Origin of the sequence: Isoptericola croceus, assembly GCF_029382255.1 — a bacterium.
In the GTDB taxonomy this organism is placed as follows: Bacteria; Actinomycetota; Actinomycetes; order Actinomycetales; family Cellulomonadaceae; genus Isoptericola; species Isoptericola croceus.
The window spans coordinates 276785-294246 of record NZ_JARLLG010000002.1; the positions used below are offsets into that span (position 1 = coordinate 276785).

The 17462-nt window shown below is 72.2% G+C and carries 19 protein-coding genes; 16 read left to right on the forward strand and 3 right to left on the reverse strand.

The window, feature by feature from the left end:
- Window positions 1-7 precede the first annotated feature (7 nt).
- The 3 genes from PZC42_RS07160 to PZC42_RS07170 form a co-directional block, all read right to left on the reverse strand.
- On the reverse strand, window positions 8-613 hold the full coding sequence (locus PZC42_RS07160; protein WP_277209521.1) for an ATP-dependent Clp protease proteolytic subunit: 606 nt from the start codon (window positions 611-613) through the stop codon (window positions 8-10).
- Entirely contained in the window at window positions 613-1239 is a 627-nt protein-coding gene (locus PZC42_RS07165) for a ClpP family protease (RefSeq protein WP_277209522.1), read from the reverse strand. Before PZC42_RS07165 ends, PZC42_RS07160 begins: the two co-directional genes overlap by 1 nt.
- Before the next feature lie 86 nt (window positions 1240-1325).
- Entirely contained in the window at window positions 1326-2888 is a 1563-nt protein-coding gene (locus tag PZC42_RS07170; protein ID WP_277209523.1) for an FAD-dependent monooxygenase, read from the reverse strand.
- Between the two features lie 118 nt (window positions 2889-3006).
- Between PZC42_RS07170 and PZC42_RS07175 the strand changes: the two genes are divergently transcribed.
- Genes PZC42_RS07175 through PZC42_RS07250 form a run of 16 tightly spaced genes read left to right on the forward strand, consistent with a single transcriptional unit; the run spans window position 3007 to window position 17421 of the window.
- Window positions 3007-3729, forward strand: a complete 723-nt coding sequence (locus PZC42_RS07175) for a 3-oxoacyl-ACP reductase family protein (protein WP_277209524.1) — start codon at window positions 3007-3009, stop codon at window positions 3727-3729.
- A 10-nt stretch (window positions 3730-3739) separates the two neighbouring features.
- Window positions 3740-4036 (forward strand): acyl carrier protein, encoded by a 297-nt coding sequence (locus PZC42_RS07180; RefSeq protein ID WP_277209525.1) that lies wholly within the window; start codon window positions 3740-3742, stop codon window positions 4034-4036.
- Window positions 4033-4512: a 3-hydroxyacyl-ACP dehydratase FabZ gene (fabZ, locus tag PZC42_RS07185; RefSeq protein ID WP_277209526.1), complete on the forward strand. Its 480-nt coding sequence runs from the start codon at window positions 4033-4035 to the stop codon at window positions 4510-4512. The genes PZC42_RS07180 and fabZ overlap by 4 nt, the downstream gene beginning before the upstream one ends.
- Before the next feature lie 13 nt (window positions 4513-4525).
- Window positions 4526-5605 carry a hypothetical protein gene (locus PZC42_RS07190; protein WP_277209527.1) on the forward strand — a complete coding sequence of 360 codons (1080 nt, stop codon included), beginning with the start codon at window positions 4526-4528 and terminating at the stop codon, window positions 5603-5605.
- Window positions 5606-5628: 23 nt separating this feature from the next.
- A complete protein-coding gene (locus PZC42_RS07195) occupies window positions 5629-7872 on the forward strand; it encodes a beta-ketoacyl-[acyl-carrier-protein] synthase family protein (protein ID WP_277209528.1) in 2244 nt (747 codons plus the stop codon).
- Complete coding sequence (locus tag PZC42_RS07200; protein ID WP_277209529.1) at window positions 7869-8597, forward strand: nitroreductase family protein; 729 nt, start codon at window positions 7869-7871, stop codon at window positions 8595-8597. Before PZC42_RS07195 ends, PZC42_RS07200 begins: the two co-directional genes overlap by 4 nt.
- Entirely contained in the window at window positions 8594-9847 is a 1254-nt protein-coding gene (locus PZC42_RS07205; RefSeq protein WP_277209530.1) for an FAD-dependent oxidoreductase, read from the forward strand. Before PZC42_RS07200 ends, PZC42_RS07205 begins: the two co-directional genes overlap by 4 nt.
- Entirely contained in the window at window positions 9844-10737 is an 894-nt protein-coding gene (locus tag PZC42_RS07210; protein ID WP_277209531.1) for an alpha/beta fold hydrolase, read from the forward strand. Before PZC42_RS07205 ends, PZC42_RS07210 begins: the two co-directional genes overlap by 4 nt.
- Window positions 10734-11651: an ACP S-malonyltransferase gene (locus PZC42_RS07215; RefSeq protein WP_277209532.1), complete on the forward strand. Its 918-nt coding sequence runs from the start codon at window positions 10734-10736 to the stop codon at window positions 11649-11651. Before PZC42_RS07210 ends, PZC42_RS07215 begins: the two co-directional genes overlap by 4 nt.
- Complete coding sequence (locus PZC42_RS07220; RefSeq protein WP_277209533.1) at window positions 11648-12136, forward strand: holo-ACP synthase; 489 nt, start codon at window positions 11648-11650, stop codon at window positions 12134-12136. Before PZC42_RS07215 ends, PZC42_RS07220 begins: the two co-directional genes overlap by 4 nt.
- Window positions 12133-12990, forward strand: coding sequence for an ester cyclase (locus tag PZC42_RS07225; RefSeq protein ID WP_277209534.1), 858 nt, complete (start codon window positions 12133-12135; stop codon window positions 12988-12990). The genes PZC42_RS07220 and PZC42_RS07225 overlap by 4 nt, the downstream gene beginning before the upstream one ends.
- Before the next feature lie 8 nt (window positions 12991-12998).
- Entirely contained in the window at window positions 12999-13775 is a 777-nt protein-coding gene (locus tag PZC42_RS07230; RefSeq protein ID WP_277209535.1) for an alpha/beta fold hydrolase, read from the forward strand.
- Window positions 13772-14254, forward strand: a complete 483-nt coding sequence (locus PZC42_RS07235) for a holo-ACP synthase (RefSeq protein ID WP_277209536.1) — start codon at window positions 13772-13774, stop codon at window positions 14252-14254. The genes PZC42_RS07230 and PZC42_RS07235 overlap by 4 nt, the downstream gene beginning before the upstream one ends.
- Window positions 14251-15285 carry a right-handed parallel beta-helix repeat-containing protein gene (locus PZC42_RS07240; RefSeq protein WP_277209537.1) on the forward strand — a complete coding sequence of 345 codons (1035 nt, stop codon included), beginning with the start codon at window positions 14251-14253 and terminating at the stop codon, window positions 15283-15285. The genes PZC42_RS07235 and PZC42_RS07240 overlap by 4 nt, the downstream gene beginning before the upstream one ends.
- Window positions 15282-16220 (forward strand): ABC transporter ATP-binding protein, encoded by a 939-nt coding sequence (locus tag PZC42_RS07245; RefSeq protein WP_277209538.1) that lies wholly within the window; start codon window positions 15282-15284, stop codon window positions 16218-16220. Before PZC42_RS07240 ends, PZC42_RS07245 begins: the two co-directional genes overlap by 4 nt.
- 13 nt (window positions 16221-16233) lie before the next feature.
- On the forward strand, window positions 16234-17421 hold the full coding sequence (locus tag PZC42_RS07250; protein ID WP_277209539.1) for an ABC transporter permease: 1188 nt from the start codon (window positions 16234-16236) through the stop codon (window positions 17419-17421).
- Window positions 17422-17462 lie beyond the last annotated feature (41 nt).

A 17462-nucleotide genomic window follows, 5' to 3' on the forward strand; every position in this document is an offset into this window, starting at 1 on the left:
CGCGTGCTCACGCCGCGAGCGCGCGCTTGCGGGAGGTGACGACGGCGTCGGCGACGCCGTACGCCACCGCCTCGGTCGCCGACAGGATCAGGTCGCGGTCGGTGTCCTTCCGCAGCCGCTCCACGGGGTTCCCGGTGTGCCGGGCGAGCAGCTGCTCGGTCTCGGAGCGCAGCCGCAGCACCTCGCGGGCCTGGATCGTCAGGTCGGACACGGTGCCCTGCGCCTGGCCAGACGGCTGGTGCAGCAGCACGCGGGAGTGCTCCAGCACCGCGCGGCGACCCGGCGTCCCGGCCGCCAACAGCACCGCCGCGGCGGACGCGGCCTGCCCCATGCAGGTGGTGGCGACGTCGCAGCGGACGAACTGCATGGTGTCGTAGATGGCCGTCATCGCCGTCGCCAAGCCGCCGGGGGAGTTGATGTAGAGCCCGATGTCCTGCTCGGGCGCCTCGGACTCGAGGTGCAGCAGCTGGGCCATGACGACGTTCGCGACGCCGTCGTCGATCTCGGTGCCGAGAAAGATGATGCGCTCGCGCAGGAGGCGGCTGAAGACGTCGTAGGCGCGCTCGCCGAGCGGCGTTTTCTCCAGGACGGTGGGGATCGTGTAGCTCGCCATCACAGGCCTGCCTTCCGGCCGGCGGCGGCGGGCCGCACGTCCGCGACGGACTCGACGATCCGGTCGACCATGCCGTACTCGAGCGCCTCGGGGGCGGTGAACCAGCGATCGCGGTCGGAGTCCGCGGCCACCTGCTCGACCGTGTGCCCGGTGTGCTGGGCGATGAGCTCGTGCATGACGCGCTTGGTGTGCTCGAGGTTCTCGGCCTGGATCGCGATGTCGACCGCCGTGCCCCCGATGCCGGCGGACGGCTGGTGCATCATGATCCGCGTGTGCGGCAGGGCGTAACGCTTGCCCTTGGTCCCGGCCGTGAGCAGGAACTGGCCCATGCTCGCCGCGAACCCGAAGCCGACGGTCGCGACGTCGTTGGGCAGCACCCGCATCGTGTCGTAGACGGCCAGACCCGCAGTCACGGAGCCGCCGGGGGAGTTGACGTAGATCGCGATGTCCGACGCCGCGTCCTCGGCCGACAGCAGGAGGAGCTGCGCGCACACGCGGTTGGCGACGGCGTCGTCGATCTCGGTGCCGACGACGACGATGCGCTGGTACAGCAGCCGGGTGGCGAGCTGGTCGTCGAAGGGGCCGGTGGAGGGGGGAGTCTCCGAGCGGAGCGTGGTGGTGGTCATGGCTCCACGGTGCGGCGCCGGTCCTCGCGTGGGAACGGGGCTCTGCCGTCAGCGCATCCGCTCCTGGCAGATCGGGCGCGGTGGCGTCAGAACAGGTCGGGGTCGAGCACGCGGGCGTCGTGGGGCGGCTGCGAGGTGCGCCAGGCCACATGGCCGTCGGGGCGGACGAGGACGGCACCGCGGGTGCCCACGCCATAGGCCTCGGCCCACGCCGTCGAGGCCACCTCGACGGCGGCGACCGGGACCCGCGCGGTGAGCTCCTGCTCGGCCCAGCCCGAGCCGGCGGGCGTGAGCAGCGTGAATCCCGGCCCCAGGAGGTCGAGGGCGGACACCTCGTGCCCGTCGTGGTCGAGGTAGAGGTGCGGGGCCCGGTGACCGGGCCGGGCCGTGGGTGAGTAGTCCCGGTAGTCGTCGTCGACCGTCGGCGGCTCGGTCCCGTCGTCGGTCACGGCGGCCGAGTCGTAGCAGAACCCGAGGACCAGGCCCTCGGAACGGCGGCGGCGGGCCTGGGCGGCGACGGCCTCGGCCATCGAGACCTCGCCCTCCATCATCTCCATCGTCAGGAGCGCGTTGTTCAGGGACTCGGTCACAGTGCGGTCGCCGATCGGCCGACGCTCGGCCTCGTAGGTGTCCAGCAGCGCGGGCCGCGCCTGCCCGTGGACGACGGCGGCCAGCTTCCACACCAGGTTGTGTGCGTCCTGGATGCCGCAGTTCATCCCGAAGCCGCCCTGCGGGGTAGACACGTGCGCGGCGTCGCCGGCGAGGAAGATCCGTCCGTCCCGGAACCTGTCGGCCACGACCGCCTGCTGCAGCCACGGCATGACACCGACGACGTCGACGGGCAGGTCGTCGACGCCCACCGCGTCCCGGACGAGCTCGACGCAGCGCTCGGGGGTGAAATCATCGATGCTGCCACCGGCGGCCGGGTCGTAACCCGTCTGGACCATCCACCGGCGCGCGCCGTCCACGGTCTCGACGGCGCACGGCAGCTCGGTGCGCAGGAAGTACAGCGCGCACCGGCGGTGGCCCAGCCGCGGCAGCACGGCGGCGTCGAACATGATGCTGACCATGTGCCCCAGCGGCGGCGGCCCGGAGGTCGCGATCCCGAGCTGGGCCCGTACGCCGCTCCGGCTCCCGTCGGCGGCCACCGCGTACCGGGCGCGCACGGAGGAGACGGCGCCGTCGGCCGCCTCGATCAGCGCCTCCACCCCGTCACCGCTCTGCACGAGCTTGGTCATGGTCGTCGCGAACCGGACGTCGTTGGTCGGGCTCGAGTCGGCCAGGCGGCGCAGGATCACCTCGAAGTGGTCCTGGGAGCAGATGTACGCGTAGGTCGGGCTGTTCGGGGCCTCCGCCTCGATGGGCGCGACCTCGCGGTGGAAGTCGTCCGCGGTCAGCGACGAGCCGACGCCCACCGCGAGGGTGGTCTCGCGCGGAAGTCCGGCGGCCTCCACCTCCGCGTGGATTCCCCAGGCGCGGCAGAGCTCCATGGTGCGCGTCGTCAGCAGGCGGGCCTTCGGAAAGGTCGACGTTCCCTGGTGGCGTTCCACCACGAGGCAGGAAAGAGCGTGGCGGGCGCATTCCACCGCCGTCGCGAGTCCGACCGGCCCGCCACCGACCACGAGGACGTCGATATCAATATCCGCCATGCGAGAGAGTCTCCTAGCGCCCTGCACCGATGGTCAAGGGTGTGGATATCGAACTGAAAACGGACGGAAAGATCAGCCCGGTAGCGTCCTGATCATGTTCACCGAAGGAGCGGTCGCCGTGGTGACGGGCGGTTCGCGCGGCATCGGACGTGCGGTGTCTGCCGATCTGGCACGACACGGCGTGCACGTTGTCGTCAACTATTCGCGGTCCGAGCAGCCGGCCAAGGAGCTGGTGTCCGAGATCGAGGCCGAGGGCGGGTCGGCACAGGCCGTCCAGGCCGACGTCACGGACGAGGACGCCGTACAAGCGCTGTTCCGTACGGTGCGGTCCGAGCACGGCCGGCTCGACGTGCTGGTCACGAGCGCCGGCGTGACCAACGACCGGCACCTGGTGGCTATGAGCCGCGACCTGTTCCAGCAGACGATGGACGTCAACCTGACCGGCACCTTCCTCGCCTGCCGCGAGGCGATGCGGATCATGCAGCACCAGCGGTACGGGTCGATCGTGACGATCAGCTCCGCCAGCGGCATGGACGGGGGGTTCCCGGGACAGACCAACTATGTCGCCTCCAAGGGCGCGATCATCGCTTTCAGCAAAGCTCTGGCCTTCGAGGCGGTGACCCACGGGATCCGCGTCAACGTGGTGGCGCCCGGATTCGTGGAGACCGACATGGTGCGCAGGATCCCGCAGAAGATTCGCGAGTCGTATGCGGCCCGCGTCCGCATCGGACGAATGGGAAGGCCGCAGGAGATCGCGAACCTGGCCACATTCCTGGCTTCGGAAAAAGCATCGTACGTGACCGGTGAGGTTCTCGTCGCCAATGGCGGCGGACTCGGCTGAAGGAGCAGAATTGTCCACTCTCGAAGAGCTGCGCGCCGTGGCGGATGCCCGCCGGCAGACGTGCACCCAGATCAAGAAGATGATCGTCACCCGGCTCGACCTGATGATCGACCCGGAGTGGATCACCGACGACCAGCCGTTGTTCGGCCGAGGCCTGGAGCTGGACAGCCTCGACGTCCTGGAGCTGTACGTGGCGATCGAGGCCGAGTTCGGCGTCGCGCTCTACGACAGCGAGATGTCGGTCTTCGGCTCGGTCGGCCGACTCGCCGAGCACGTCAACCCGGCGCTGGTCGAGCAGCCGGCATGACCGTCTCCGAGGCCGTGGCGCCGACGGTGCGGGGACCCCTGACCAGCGACGAGATCCGGGAGATCCTGCCGCACCGGTGGCCGTTCCTGCTCGTGGACCGGGTGGAGAAGGTCGAGCCCGGTGTCCGTGGGACCGGGATCAAGAACGTGACGGGCACCGAGGCGTGGTTCCAGGGGCACTTCCCGGGTACCGCCGTCCTGCCGGGCGTGGTCCTGATCGAGGCGATGGCCCAGATGGCCGGCGTGGTGTTCGCGCTGGCCGGGGCGGGCCCGATCGGCTACCTGGCCTCGGTGCGCTCCATGAGGTTCCGCCGCACGGTGGTTCCCGGTGACCAGGTGGTCCTGACCGTCGCACGCACCGCCGGTGGCCGAGGGTTCACCGAGTTCAAAGTCGATGCCCGGGTCGCCGGAGCGTTGGCGGCCGACGGCACGCTGGCCCTGGCCGACCCGGCCGCCCAACCCCCGCAGAAGGTCTGAGAAGGACAACACCATGAGCACCTCCCCGTTCGCGCCGGCCTACCCCGAAGGCACGGCCTGTGCAGACATCGCCGGAGTCCAGGTCCCCGTGCGGTTCTCGGACCCGACGGCCGAATACCAGGCGGTGCGTGAGCGCGCCGCGCTGTTCGACCTGACCGGTGCGTCGGTCATCGAGATCGGCGGCCCGGGCGCCACGGACTTCGCCCAGCGTGTGCTGGCCCGCGACGTCGAGTACCTGACCTCCGAGACCACCATGTCCAGCCTCGTGCTGGCGGACGACGGCAGCGTCGTCGACCAGGTGGTCGTGTGGGGCCGTGAGGACGGCATGTACCTGGAGAGCTCGATCGGGCGCGGCGCGGAGCTGCTGGCCCACCTCCAGGAGCGGGCCGCGGACGCCGACGCGGTGACCGTCACCGACCGGACGGACGAATTCGGCCTCTTCGCCCTGGAGGGTCCCTACGCCTGGGGCGTCGTCGGGCGCGTCATCGACGCGGAGCTGGCGGCCATGCCGTTCGAGTCGATCGTGGACACCCGGTGGGACGGCGTGGACATCGTGTTCGCCCGCGCCGGCCTGACGGGGGAGTACGGCTACAAGGTGCTGGCGCCGCGGGAGTCCGCTCTCGACCTGTGGGTCAAGGCGGCGCAGGAGGCCACGCCGGCCGGGCTCGAGGTGCTGGAGCTGGCGATGCTGGAGGTGCGTCAGCCGGTGCTGCGGCACGAGACGGCCGACTCGGCCGGCGCCAGCGTCCTCGAGATGGGGGCGAACTGGCTGGTGGACGTCTCCAAGGACGAGTTCGTCGGCCGGGACCAGGTGCTGGCCGCGTTCGAGGCGGGATCCACCGTCCGCACGATCGGCTTCTCGGGCACCGGACCGGTCCCCGAGCCGGGCACCGAGGTGACCGTCGACGGCGAAGCGGTGGGCGAGGTCGTGTACGCCACGCGCCGGATCGGGGCGGACGACACGCTCGGCCTCGCGCGGGTGCGGCCCGAGCTGGCCGCCGCCGGCCTGCGGCTGACCGTGGCAGATGCCGAGGTCAGCACCTTGACCAGCCCGTACGTCACGCCCAGGAGCTGGAGCACGCCGATCATCTGATCGGCCGACAAGGAGTACATCTGATGGCCACGCGACAAGTGGTGGTGACCGGCGTCGGCGTGATCTGTGCGGCCGGTGCCGACCCCGACCAGTTCTGGCAGCGGATCACGGCCGCCGACGGCGGTATCACGGCGATCGAGGACCCGCGGTACAGCGCGTTCGACGCGCGCTACGCCGGCCAGGTGCCGGACGAGTGGATCGCTCCCCAGCTGCCCGAGGGCGACCAGGGCCTGGACCGGACGGCGCAGCTCGCGCTGGTGGCCGCCCGCCAGGCGTTGAGCCAGGCCGGCGTCGACGGCCCCGACCCGACCCGGTTCGGCATCGTGCTGGGCAAGTGCCAGTCGACCCCCGACGGCGCGGGCGGCTACCAGCCGATGCACGCGACCGGGGACGTGGTGGCGGGCCGGGTCGGCAGCGCCGGTCCGCGGATCCTGGTGTCCACCGCGTGCGCGGCCGGGGGCAACGCCGTCGGGCTGGCCAAGGACAAGATCCTCACCGGCGAGGCGGACCTCATGCTTGCCGGCGGCGTCGACCCGCTGCTGTTCGGTACCTACGCCGGGTTCGCGGGCCTGCAGGCGTTGTCGACCGGGCGCTGCGGCCCCTACGGCCGTTCGGACGGGCTGAACCTGGGCGAGGGTGCGGCGTTCCTCGTGGTGGAGCCGCTGGACCTGGCCCTGGCGCGGGGCGCCACCCCGCTCGCGGAGGTCGCCGGGTACGGGCTGTCCGCGGACGCCTATCACGCGACGGCTCCCGACCCGACGGGCCGGGGCGGCATCAGCGCCGTGCGCCGGGCGCTGGCCGACGCGGGGCTGGAACCCGAGCGCGTGGACTACGTGAACGGCCACGGGACCGGCACGCCGGCGAACGACGCCATGGAGAAGAAGGTCATGCGTGCGGTCTTCGGTGACCGTGCTGCGACCGTGCCGACCAGCAGCATCAAGAGCTCCGTCGGGCACACCCTCGGTGCGGCCGGGGCCGTCGAGGCGGTGGCCAGCCTGCTGGCCCTGCGCAGCGGGGTCGCTCCGCCGACCATCGGGTTCTCCGAGGCCGAGGTGGAGGCCGCGACGCTGGACTTCGTGCCCAACGCCGCCCGCGAGCTGCCGATGGACGTGGTGGTCAGCAACAACTACGCGTTCGGCGGCAACAACGCGTCGCTCGTCCTGACCACCCCTGCCGAGCCGCGTGCCTACGAGGAGCTGCCGGCCGCGGACGTGGTGGTCACCGGTCTGGGCCCCGTCACCGCGGCGGCCGTCGGGCGCGCCGAGCTGGTGACGGCGTTGGACGAGGGACGCAGGGCGGCCCGGGGCGAGCTCCCGGACCTGGGCGGCCGCACCTACGCGCCCCGCTCGCTGTGGCGGCACATGAACCAGTTGTCCAGGATGGCGATCGCCGCGTCCCGTCTCGCCTGGGAGGACGCCGGCCTGAAGATGACCCGGGCGGAGGCCGACAAGGTCGGGGTCATATTCGCCACCGCCGGCGGGTCCGTGGAGAGCACCGGCGGCTTCGACGAGAGCGTCCTCGCCAACCCGAACAACCCCGCGGTGCTGAGCTTCTCCAACGTGGTGCTGAACGCGACGGGCGGGGCGGTCTGCCAGGCGCTCGGCCTCCGGGGGCCCACAACGACGATCTGCCACGGCGGTGCCTCGGCCTCGATCGCGATGGACTGCGCCGTCGAGACGATCCGCACCGGCAAGGCCGAGGTGGTGGTGGTCGTCGCCGCCGACGAGGCCGACCCGCGTCTGGACCAGCCGGACCTCGTGCCCGCCACGGACGGGACGCCGTACGAGGCGATGCTGGCCGGCGCCTCCGGAGCGGTGGCGCTCGTGGTCGAGTCGGCGCGTCACGCCGCGGAACGCGGGGCCGATCCCGTGGCCACCGTCCTGGGCAGCGCGCACACCGGCACCGAGGAGCTCACGGACCCCCTCTCCGCCCTCAAGGACACGTGGGACCTGGTGGACCTGGTGCTGGGCACCGGGGACCCGGCCGAGGCGAGCGCCGTCCGCGCCACGCTCGGTGCCCCGTTGTCGACGGGCACCGGGCTGACGGGGGACGCCCGGGCCGCCTCCGGCGCCCTGAACCTCGTCCTGGCCGCGCTGGCCGTGCGGGACGGCGTCGCCCCGGCGCTGTCCTCCCTGGCACGCCCGACGGTCGGGAGCCGCACCGACTACGTCACGTCATCGCGCCTGCCGGTACCGGCGCGCGCCGCCCTCGTGCTCAGCCAGGCCGCCGGTTCCGTGTGCGGCGCGACCGTCCTGGGCCGGCCATGACGGTCACCGGTGTCTTCGACGTCTCCGAGGCCGACCGCCTGCTGACCACCACGCGGTCGGTACGGCGTCGGCTCGACCTGGAACGGCCCGTGCCCCGGTCGGTGATCGAGGAGGCCCTGGAGGTCGCGGTCCAGGCGCCGAACGCCAACGACCAGCAGGGCTGGCGGTGGCTGGTGCTGACAGAGCCCGCCGTGAAGGAACGGCTGGGACAGCTCTTCGACATCTCGTGGCGGTTCCACCAGAAGGAGACCTGGACGCGTTCCGGGCGGCGCCGGAACACGGTGCAGGCGCGGCGGAACACGGCCTCCGCCGCGGCGCTGGCGGCGTCGATCCGGAAGGTGCCCGCCCTGGTCGTCCCGTGCGTGCTGGGCCGGCCGCCGCAGATCGACGCGATCGACGAGGCCTGGGCCCACGACGCGCGCAGCGAGCGGCGCGCCGATGGCGAACCCGCGGCCCGCATCGGGGCGATGCGGGCGAGCAACTTCTACGGGTCGATCTTCCCCGCCGTCTGGTCGTTCCAGCTCGCGCTCCGCGCCCGCGGCCTGGGCAGCACGATCACGAGCATGCACCTGCCGTTCGAGCGACAGGTCGGCGAGCTGCTCGGCATCCCGGCAGGGGTCACCCAGGTCTGCCTGGTCCCGGTCGCCTACACCGTCGGCACCACGTTTCATCCCGCTCGCCGGGTGCCGGCGAGCGAACGGACGTACTGGGAGAGGTGGTCATGAGCGAAGCGACGGACGACGCGCCTGACGTCGTGGTCGTCGGTGGGGGTATCGCCGGTGCCTCGGCCGCCGCCCACCTGGCGGCGAGCGGCCTGTCGGTCGCGCTGCTCGAGAAGCAGGCCGAGTACACCGACATCGTGCGTGGCGAGTGGATCGCCCCGTGGGGCCTCCAGGAGGCCCAGCGCCTCGGCGTCGACGAGTGCTTCGGCTTCGGTGGCGGCTGGGAGATCCGGGAGTGGACGCAGTGGGACGAGACGGTCGCCCCCGGCGATGCCGAGACGGTCGACATGACGCGGTTCGTGCCCGGCGTCGGCGGTCCCATGGCCTTCCCTCACCACACGGTCTGCGAGCTGATGGCCGAGCAGGCCGCCGACGCCGGCGCCACCGTCGTGATGGGCGCGCAGCGGGCGGCGGTGACCGGGGGCGAGCAGCCGACCGTGACCTACCGGCTCGATGGCGTCGAGCACGAGCTGCGGCCACGCCTGGTGATCGGTGCGACCGGCCGGAGCTGCACGGTGGGCCGCCAGGTGGGCGTCTCGATGACCAACTCGGTCCACCACTGGGGCGGTGGCCTGCGGGTCGCGGGCCTCGACGACTGGCCGATGGACGTCCAGGCCATGGGCACCGAGGGCGAGCGGATGTTCATGGTGTTCCCGCAGGGCGACGGGATGGCTCGGCTCTACATCAACTTCCCGACCGAGAACCGTCCTCGCTACCAGGGCGACGGCGGCGTGGACCGGTTCATCGCCGACTTCGAGCTGTCGTCCCTGCCGGACGGCGGGGCGTCCGTGTACTCCGCGGCGACCCCGATCGGTCCGCTGAAGCTGTGGCCGTCGGTGGCGATGTTCCCCGAGCAGTCGATCGTCACCGATGGCGTGGTGCTGGTGGGTGACGAGGCCGGCAACGCCGACACCGTGCTGGGCACCGGGCTGTCGTGCAGCCTGCGCGACACCCGCATGGTCTGCGACGTGCTGACCGGGGGCGACGACTGGTCCCCGGCGGCGTTCGAGCCGTACCTGATCGAACGGAAGTTCCGGATGGAGCGGCTGCACTTCGGCGCGGACATCGTCGCGAAGCTCTACTGCGAGTTCGGCCCCGAGGCGATGGCCCGGAGGCGCCGGGCGCGCGAGCTGATGGAGGAGAACTTCGCCGCGTCGGTGACGGGGCTGCTCAACATGGTGGCACCGGAGAACGTGCCGGACTTCGGGTTCAGCGAGTTCTTCGCCGAGCGATTGTTCCGGGAGAGGGTATGAAGAAGGACAGCCTGCTGACCGACACCGCCACGGTGAACGGCATCGAGATCGCCTACGTCGACAGGGGGACCGGGGACCCGGTGGTGCTGCTGCACGGGTTCCCCGACTCGCACTACCTGTGGCGTCACCAGATCGACCCCCTGGTGGAGGCCGGCTTCCGGGTGATCGCCCCCGACCTGCGGGGGTTCGGCGAGTCCGGCAAGCCGCAGGAGGTCGAGGCCTACGACATGCGCGTTGTCGTGAACGACGTCGTGGCGCTGACGCAGCACCTCGGGATCTCCCGGGCGCACGTGGTCGGCCACGACTGGGGCGCGGCGATCGCCTGGATGTACGCGTTCCTCATGCCGCGGCGGGTCGACCACCTGGCGGTGTTCTCCGTCGGCCACCCGGGGGTGTTCTCCACGCCGTCGATCGAGCAGCGCAAGGCCAGCTGGTACATGCTCTTCTACCAGTTCCCGGGGGTCAGCGAGCAGCTGCTCCGGCGTAACGGCTGGCGCCTGTTCAAGGAGATCATGGGCAACGAGGGCGACTACCAGCGCTATCCGCGGGAGCTGGCGAGGCCCGGCGCGCTGACGTCCGCGCTGAACTGGTATCGCGCCAACCGTTCCCCTGAGGCAGAGCTGCGGGTGGAGTCGAACTTCCCGCCGGTGCTCGCACCCACGCTCGGCGTGTGGTCCGACGGCGACAAGGCGCTCCTGGAGGAGGGCATGACCGGGTCCGCGAAGTTCGTCCGGGGCTCGTGGCGCTACGAGAAGGTCACCGGCGCCTCCCACTGGATCCCGCTGGACCAGCCGGAAGTGACGACCGAGCTCTTGCTCGGGTTCCTCGGCACCGAGACGTCGGCGGCGGCACCGGCACGGCGTCGCCGCATGTACGGCAGGTCGGCATGACGGGGTTCGTCTTCCCGGGGCAGGGCACCGTGCGGGTCGGGATGGGCGCCTGGCTGCGCAGGAGCGCCGCCGGGGCCCCCGTCGTCGCCGACGCCGAGGCCGCGCTGGACCTGCCGATCGGTGAGGTGTGCGCGTCCGGACCGCTGGCGCGGCTGGTGGACACCGCCTACGCCCAGCCCGCCGTGACCGCGTGCAACCTGGCCGCGCTGGCCGTGCTGCGGGAGCGGGCCGGCGGGCTCGAGCCGCAAGCCGTCGCTGGGCACAGCGTCGGCGAGCTCAGCGCGTGGTGCGCGGCGGGTGTGATCGACGCCGACGCCACGTGGCGGCTGGTGGGCGAGCGGTCGCGACTGATGGCGGGCATCCCGGCCACCGGTGCCATGGTGGCCGTCATCGGCCTGCCGCTCACCGTGGTGGAGGAGCTGACGGCGCAGGTCGCCACGCCGGACGAGCCGCTGGTGGTCGGGCTGGAGAACGCGCCGGAGCACGTCGTCGTGTCCGGCGCCAGGGCCGCCGTCGACCGCCTGGTGTCCGTCGCCGGCGAGGCCCGGCAGCTGGTCCCGCTCGAGGTCAGCAACGCCTTCCACTCGCCGCTGATGGCGACGGTCGTCGACGCCTGGGCGGTGGCGGTCCGCGCGGTGCCCAAGCAGGCGCCGAGCGTCCCCGTGGTACCGAACGCCACCGGCGAGCCCAGCACCGACCTCGCCACGCTGACCGACGCCCTGATCGACCAGCTCACGGGAAGGGTGCGGTGGGCGGACAGCATGTCCGCCATGGCCGGCCTGGGGATCGACCGGCTGGTCGAGGTGGGCGACAGCAAGGCGCTGACCGGGTTCGCCCGCGCGGCCGGGCTGCGGTGCCAGAGCCTGGCCGAACCGGCCACGCTGCGGCGTCTGGACCGGGAGCCGGTGTCATGAAGGAGTGGGGCAGCGGCGTGGTCGGCTTCGCCGGGTTGTGCTCCCCGAGCCAGCTCGTGGCACCTCTGTCTCCCGGCCAGGTGTTCACCCGTGCGGAACGGTTGCGCTCGGGGACCGGCCGCACGCTGGAGCACTGGGCCGGTCGCCTGGCTGCCAAGCACGCGGTCCTGTCCCTGCTGGAGGTGCCGGACCGCCAGCGATGGCTGGTCGAGGTCGAGGTGCTGCCCCGTCCGACGCCGATCTGCCGGCGGACGGAGGCCTGCCTCCACGGCCACCCGCCGCGGGCTCTGCTGGGGGAGGCACTGCGGGCCGGACGCCTCGACCCGGAGGCGGTGGTGCGGGTGTCGATCAGTCACACCGCCGAGCTGGCCCTCGCCGTGGCCGCCGTGACCGCCTCGTTGCCCGAGGACGACGAGCCGGCGCCGGCCGGCGCTCGCCACCGCGCGGGCGCACCGCTCGAGACCGGTGCGGGGGGCCTGCTGTGACGACCGACGCACCGCTCCTGGCCACCGAGTGGGCCGGCGCCTGGACTGCTCGCGACGCGCCGCGGATCGCCGACCTGGCCGACGAGTACGCGGACCCGGACGCCCCGCACACCCTGGGGGGGCAGGAGCTGCAGGACCACGTCGAGCAGACCTTCAGCCGGTTCCCGGACCTGGTGGTGGACTTCGCCGCACCTCTGCTGGCGGAGGGCACCGTGGTGCTTGGCTGGTCCGCCCGCGGCTCGCACCGCGTGAGCTACCTGGGGATCGCACCGACGAACCGGATTGCCGAGTTCAGCGGCGTGGATGTCCTGCGCGTCGACGACGACGGTGTCCGGGCGCGCCGGCACTTCGACCGTGTCGAGGTGGCCGAGTCCCTGGGGCACCGAGGAATGTTCGTGCCCGACGGCGGTGACGGGATGCGGTTCGGCTACTGCGCCCAGGTGCCGCCCCGACGCGTGGCCAGGCCCGGTGCCCTCACCCTGACCTGGGTGGAGTCACGGGACGACGCCGAGGCCGCCGACGCCGACCTGCTCAGCACGGAGGTGGTCAGGTCGTTGCGGACCACCAAGGGGTTCCTCGGCGCGAACATCTTCGACATCGGGCGGCGCAAGTACACGCTCACCGCGTTCGACGACCCCGCGTCGATCCGGGCCGTGCACGCGCGCCCGCACCAGCGATCGATGCGCCGCTTCTTCCAGGGAGGACTGTTCGCCGGGGCGTACACCAGCGTGTGGACGCCCGTGCGCGACAGTCTGTACCTGCGCTGCCCGGAGTGCTCGACCCTCGTCGAGCACTCCGGGCAGCAGCAGGGCTGCGAGTGCGGTGCCACCCCTGCCCCCGACGGTCTGTTCTAGGAGGATCCATGTCCGTCTTCACCACCGAGCACCGGCCAGGAGCGCCCGGCCGGCCGGCCGTCGTCTTCATGTCCGCCCTGTTCGCCGGTTCGTGGATCTGGGATGCCCCGATGGCCGCCGTGGCCGAGCAGGGCTGGCCGGTGCTGCGCACGAAGGAGCCGATCTGCGGCGTCGACCGCCGGGTGGCCGGCTCCATCGAGCGGCTCGGCGACGAGCTGCTGGCCGCCTGCGACGAGGCGGGCGAGACGGCGAACGGCGTGGTCGTGTGCGCCAACTCGTTGGGCGGGCTGGTCGCGATCGACCTGGCGGCGCGCTACCCGGAGCGGGTGCGCGGCATCGTGGTCAGCGGTGCGCCGGGCCTCACCGCGGACCCCGACGTGGGTCTGTCGATGGACCGCCGCGGCAGCGTCAGCCTGAACGACGAGTTCCGCGACCTGATGCTGTCCGCGCTGTTCTACGGCGACCCGCTCTTCACCGAGGAGCAGATCCGGCTCACCGCCGACCTGCTGAGCACGGGCGAGGCGATGGTGGCGATGGCGCGGAGCCTGCGCGCCACCCGCAGCTACCAGGTGGCCGCCTCCCTGGGGAAGGTCGACTGCCCCTCCCTGTTCGTCTGGGGGCAGGACGACCAGATGACCCCGATCGACGCCTGGCAGGAGCTGGTGCCCACCTTCGAACGGACGCAGATGGTCCCCGTCGCCGAGTGCGGCCACATCCCCATGGTGGAGCGGCCCGACGTCTACGACGCCGAGCTGCTGGCCTTCCTGGACCGGGTCTCGCGGTGAACGCCCCCCTCCTGTTCGGCGTGGACGTCGCCGACATCGGGCGGATCGGCCGGGCCATGGACTACGGCGGTTCCGAGTACACCCGCCATGTCGTCGCCGACGACGAGCGCGTCCTGCACACCGACACGACGCTTGCTGCCGCGGCGAGCGTCGTGGTCAAGGAGAGCCTGATCAAGGCGGTGGGCGGCCGCCCCGCGGGGTTCTCCTGGCACGACTTCCGCGCGGTCGCCGACGCCCCGGCGCAGCCGGGCCTGACCGACGTGCTGGCCACCGCGGCCGGCGAGGTCGAGTCGGTGACCGGCATCGCCCTGGCACGCCGCTGCGGCTGCTGGGTCCGCGGGGCGTCGGGCCGGGCCGTCCTCGAGCGGTTCCCCGACCACGGCACCGCCGAGCCCGTCGCCGAGGCCCGGTGGGGCTGGCGCGACGACCGCATCATCGCCATCGCCATACTGACCACACGAGAAGGAGTCCGCCGATGACCGCCACCATCTCCGAGATCACCGTGCAGCCCGGGGAGCCGGTCCAGCAGGTGCTGAACGAGTGCGCGCCGGGCGCGGTCGTGCGCCTGGCAGCAGGAGAGCACCAAGGCAGCCTGTCGGTCACCACCGCCGGCGTGTCCCTGGTCGGCGCCGGAGCGGGCGCCACGGTGATCGTCCCCGGCGACGTCGCGGACACCGACATCCCGGCCCTGCACGACGCCCCTCCCGGCGTGGTCAGCGGGATCGCCGTGCACCGGGCCGCCGACGTCTCGATCACGGGCCTGACCATCCGGGGCTTCAGCGGTGCGGGCATCTACGCGCACTCCGTCACCGGCCTCGACCTGACGGATGTGGAGGTGGTCGACAACGCCGTCTGGGGCCTGTACCTGCGTGAGTCGTCGGGCCTCGCCGTCACCCGTTGCCGCGGCGAGGGCAGCCAGTACGCCGGCGTCGCCACCGCGTTCTGCGCCACGGCGGACGCCGTGATCCAGGACTGCACCCTGACCGGCAACGCCTACGGCGTCTTCATCGACAACTCGAGCCGCGCCCAGGTGATCGGCAACCGGTGCCGCGGCAACGCGGCCGGGATCATGCTGCTGCACCAGGTCTACGAGGGCGAGCTGCCCGGTGGTGTGCAGGACGTGCTCGTCGCCGACAACGACTGCTCTGCCAACGAGCTCGCCGCCGGCGGCGACGACCCCCAGGCGCTCGGCGCGTCCGGCCCGCCGATCTCCGGCGTCGGGATCGCGGCGATCGGCGTGCAGCGGATGACGATGGTCGGCAACCGCCTGCATGCCAACCGTCCCGGCGGCCCGTCGGTGATGGGCGCCTCGTTCGTGCTGGCGAGCTCCGCCGACTGGGGCGGCTCGGACAGCAGCGACAACGACATCTTGTGGAATACGATCACCGGCAGCGAGCCGTACGACATGCAGCTGGGGACGGACCCGACCGCCCAGCGGTTCCGCAACAACATCGTGGGCGCCTCTCAGCCGGAGACGGTCGAGGGCTGCGCCCCGCCGGAGGGTTCATGAGTTCGTTGCTGGAATGCCGTGACCTGGTGAAGGCCTACGGCGATCACACCGTCGTGGACGAGGTGGGGTTCAGCATCGCCGAGGGGGAGGCGTACGGGCTCCTGGGCCCGAACGGTGCCGGCAAGACGACCACCATCTCGATGCTGGTGGGCCTGCTCGCTCCGGACGCCGGGTCGGTCACCGTGGCGGGCGTCCCGGTCGCGGACGACCCGATCGCGGCGAAGCGGCTGGTGGGGTTCGTGCCGCAGGAGATCGCGCTGTACCCTGAGCTGTCGGCCCGGGAGAACCTGCGCTTCTTCGGCCGGCTGTACGGGCTGGGCCGGTCGGAGCTCAGCACCCGGATCGACGAGCTGCTCGAGATGGTCTCGCTGGCCGACCGGGCCGACGACAGGGTCGGTCACTACTCGGGCGGCATGAAACGGCGCGCCAATATCGCGGTGGCCCTGCTGCACCAGCCGCGGCTGCTGATCCTGGACGAGCCGACCGTCGGTGTGGACCCGCAGAGCCGGGCGGCGATCCTGGACCAGGTGGAACGGTGGGTCGCCGACGGCATGAGCCTGCTCTACACCTCCCACTACATGGAAGAGGTGGAGCGGGTGTGCACGCGCGTCGGGATCATCGACCGGGGCAGGCTGGTCGCCGACGGCACCCGGCGGGAGCTGGTCGCCGAGCTGGGCGGCACCGACCGGGTGGAGCTCGTCCTCGACGGTGACATCGGGGCGGCGGCGGAGAAGCTGCGCACCGTCCAGGGCATCACCGAGGCCGTCGTGACGGGCCCGACCACGGTGCAGCTGCTGGTCATTGGTGGACGGACCCTGCTGCCGGGCATGCTGGAGGCGGTCTCGGGATCGGCCGCCGTCACCGGCGTCGAGGTGATCGAGCCCGACCTGGAAGCGGCGTTCCTGCACCTGACCGGCAGCACTCTGCGGGACTGAAGGAGCGACAGCTGTGTCGAACCCCCTGAGGCCCCTGCGAGTCGTCGGCGGGCTGGAGCTGCGGTCGCGAGCGCGCGACGGCACCGCCCTGCTCGTGGCGTTGATCGCGCCGATCATGTTGGCCAGCCTGTTCGGGCTGGCGCTGGGCGGCGACGAACCGCCCCTGTCGACGACGATCGCGATCGTCGACCTCGACGGCGGCGAGTTCCCCGCCAGCGTGCAGCGCGAGGCGCTGGAGAGCGAGGAGCTCGAGGGACTGGTCGCCTTCACCACGTACCCGGACGAGGCCGCTGCCGACGCAGCGGTCGACGCGGGAGAGGTCGGTGCGGCCATCGTGTTCCCGCCAGGCTTCAGCGACAGCGTGGGGTCCGGTCAGGGCGGCACGGTGTCCGTCCTGGAGTCGGCCGACGCCCCGCTGGCCGGGGTGATCGCCCGCAGCATGGTGGACCAGATGTCCGCGCTGGTGGAGGCCCGGACGCTGGCGGTTCGCGCCTCGCTGGCCGCCGGGGTGCTGGCGGAGGACGTGCAGATCTTTGTCGAGGAGAACGGTGCCGCCGGCCCACCTCTGAGCCTGGCCGGCGACCCGGTCGCCGACGGCGCGGTGGACATGGGCGTGTACTACGGCGCCGGGATGGCGGTGCTGTTCGCGTACTTCGTGGCGGGCACCTCGGCCCGCAGCCTGCTCACCGAGCGCCGTAACGGCACGCTGCTGCGGCTGCGGGCGGCGCCGATCCCGGTCTGGACGGTCGTCGCCGGCAAGGGTGTCGTCGGGTTCTCCCTGGCGCTGCTGAGCATGGTCGCGACCTGGCTGACCTCCCAGTGGCTGTTCGGCACCAGCTGGGGTGACCCTGCGGGCGTGCTGCTGCTGTTCGTCGCCCACGCGTTCACCGCCACCATGATCGTGATGCTGGCCGCCGGATCGGCGCGCACCGACGCCCAGGCCGACGGGCTGATCCTCGGGGTGTCGTTCGTGCTCGCGTTCCTCGGCGGCAGCCTGGTCCCGCTCTACAACCTGCCCGGCTGGTTGCAGTCGGTCGCCCTGATCACCCCCAACGGCCGGGTCGCGGCCGGCCTGACCGAGTTGTCCACCACCGGCGCCGGTGCGAGCGCCGTCTGGGGGGCGGCGGCGGTCGTCGCGCTCATCGGGGTCCTGGCCGGCACGGGGGCGTTCTGGCGCCTCCGGCGGGGACTCACCGCATGAGCGCGTCGTGCCGGGTACCCGTTCGCACCGTCCGCCCGTCC

Excerpts from the sequence above, each read along its gene's own strand:
- PZC42_RS07230 (WP_277209535.1), top strand. The coding sequence starts at position 12,999 with ATGTCCGTCTTCACCACCGAGCACCGGCCAGGAGCGCCCGGCCGGCCG.
- PZC42_RS07220 (WP_277209533.1), top strand. The coding sequence starts at position 11,648 with ATGAAGGAGTGGGGCAGCGGCGTGGTCGGCTTCGCCGGGTTGTGCTCC.
- PZC42_RS07170 (WP_277209523.1), bottom strand. The coding sequence starts at position 2,888 with ATGGCGGATATTGATATCGACGTCCTCGTGGTCGGTGGCGGGCCGGTC.
- PZC42_RS07240 (WP_277209537.1), top strand. The coding sequence starts at position 14,251 with ATGACCGCCACCATCTCCGAGATCACCGTGCAGCCCGGGGAGCCGGTC.
- fabZ (WP_277209526.1), top strand. The coding sequence starts at position 4,033 with ATGACCGTCTCCGAGGCCGTGGCGCCGACGGTGCGGGGACCCCTGACC.
- PZC42_RS07165 (WP_277209522.1), bottom strand. The coding sequence starts at position 1,239 with ATGACCACCACCACGCTCCGCTCGGAGACTCCCCCCTCCACCGGCCCC.
- PZC42_RS07190 (WP_277209527.1), top strand. The coding sequence starts at position 4,526 with ATGAGCACCTCCCCGTTCGCGCCGGCCTACCCCGAAGGCACGGCCTGT.
- PZC42_RS07200 (WP_277209529.1), top strand. The coding sequence starts at position 7,869 with ATGACGGTCACCGGTGTCTTCGACGTCTCCGAGGCCGACCGCCTGCTG.
- PZC42_RS07160 (WP_277209521.1), bottom strand. The coding sequence starts at position 613 with ATGGCGAGCTACACGATCCCCACCGTCCTGGAGAAAACGCCGCTCGGC.
- PZC42_RS07205 (WP_277209530.1), top strand. The coding sequence starts at position 8,594 with ATGAGCGAAGCGACGGACGACGCGCCTGACGTCGTGGTCGTCGGTGGG.
- PZC42_RS07245 (WP_277209538.1), top strand. The coding sequence starts at position 15,282 with ATGAGTTCGTTGCTGGAATGCCGTGACCTGGTGAAGGCCTACGGCGAT.
- PZC42_RS07210 (WP_277209531.1), top strand. The coding sequence starts at position 9,844 with ATGAAGAAGGACAGCCTGCTGACCGACACCGCCACGGTGAACGGCATC.
- PZC42_RS07195 (WP_277209528.1), top strand. The coding sequence starts at position 5,629 with ATGGCCACGCGACAAGTGGTGGTGACCGGCGTCGGCGTGATCTGTGCG.
- PZC42_RS07215 (WP_277209532.1), top strand. The coding sequence starts at position 10,734 with ATGACGGGGTTCGTCTTCCCGGGGCAGGGCACCGTGCGGGTCGGGATG.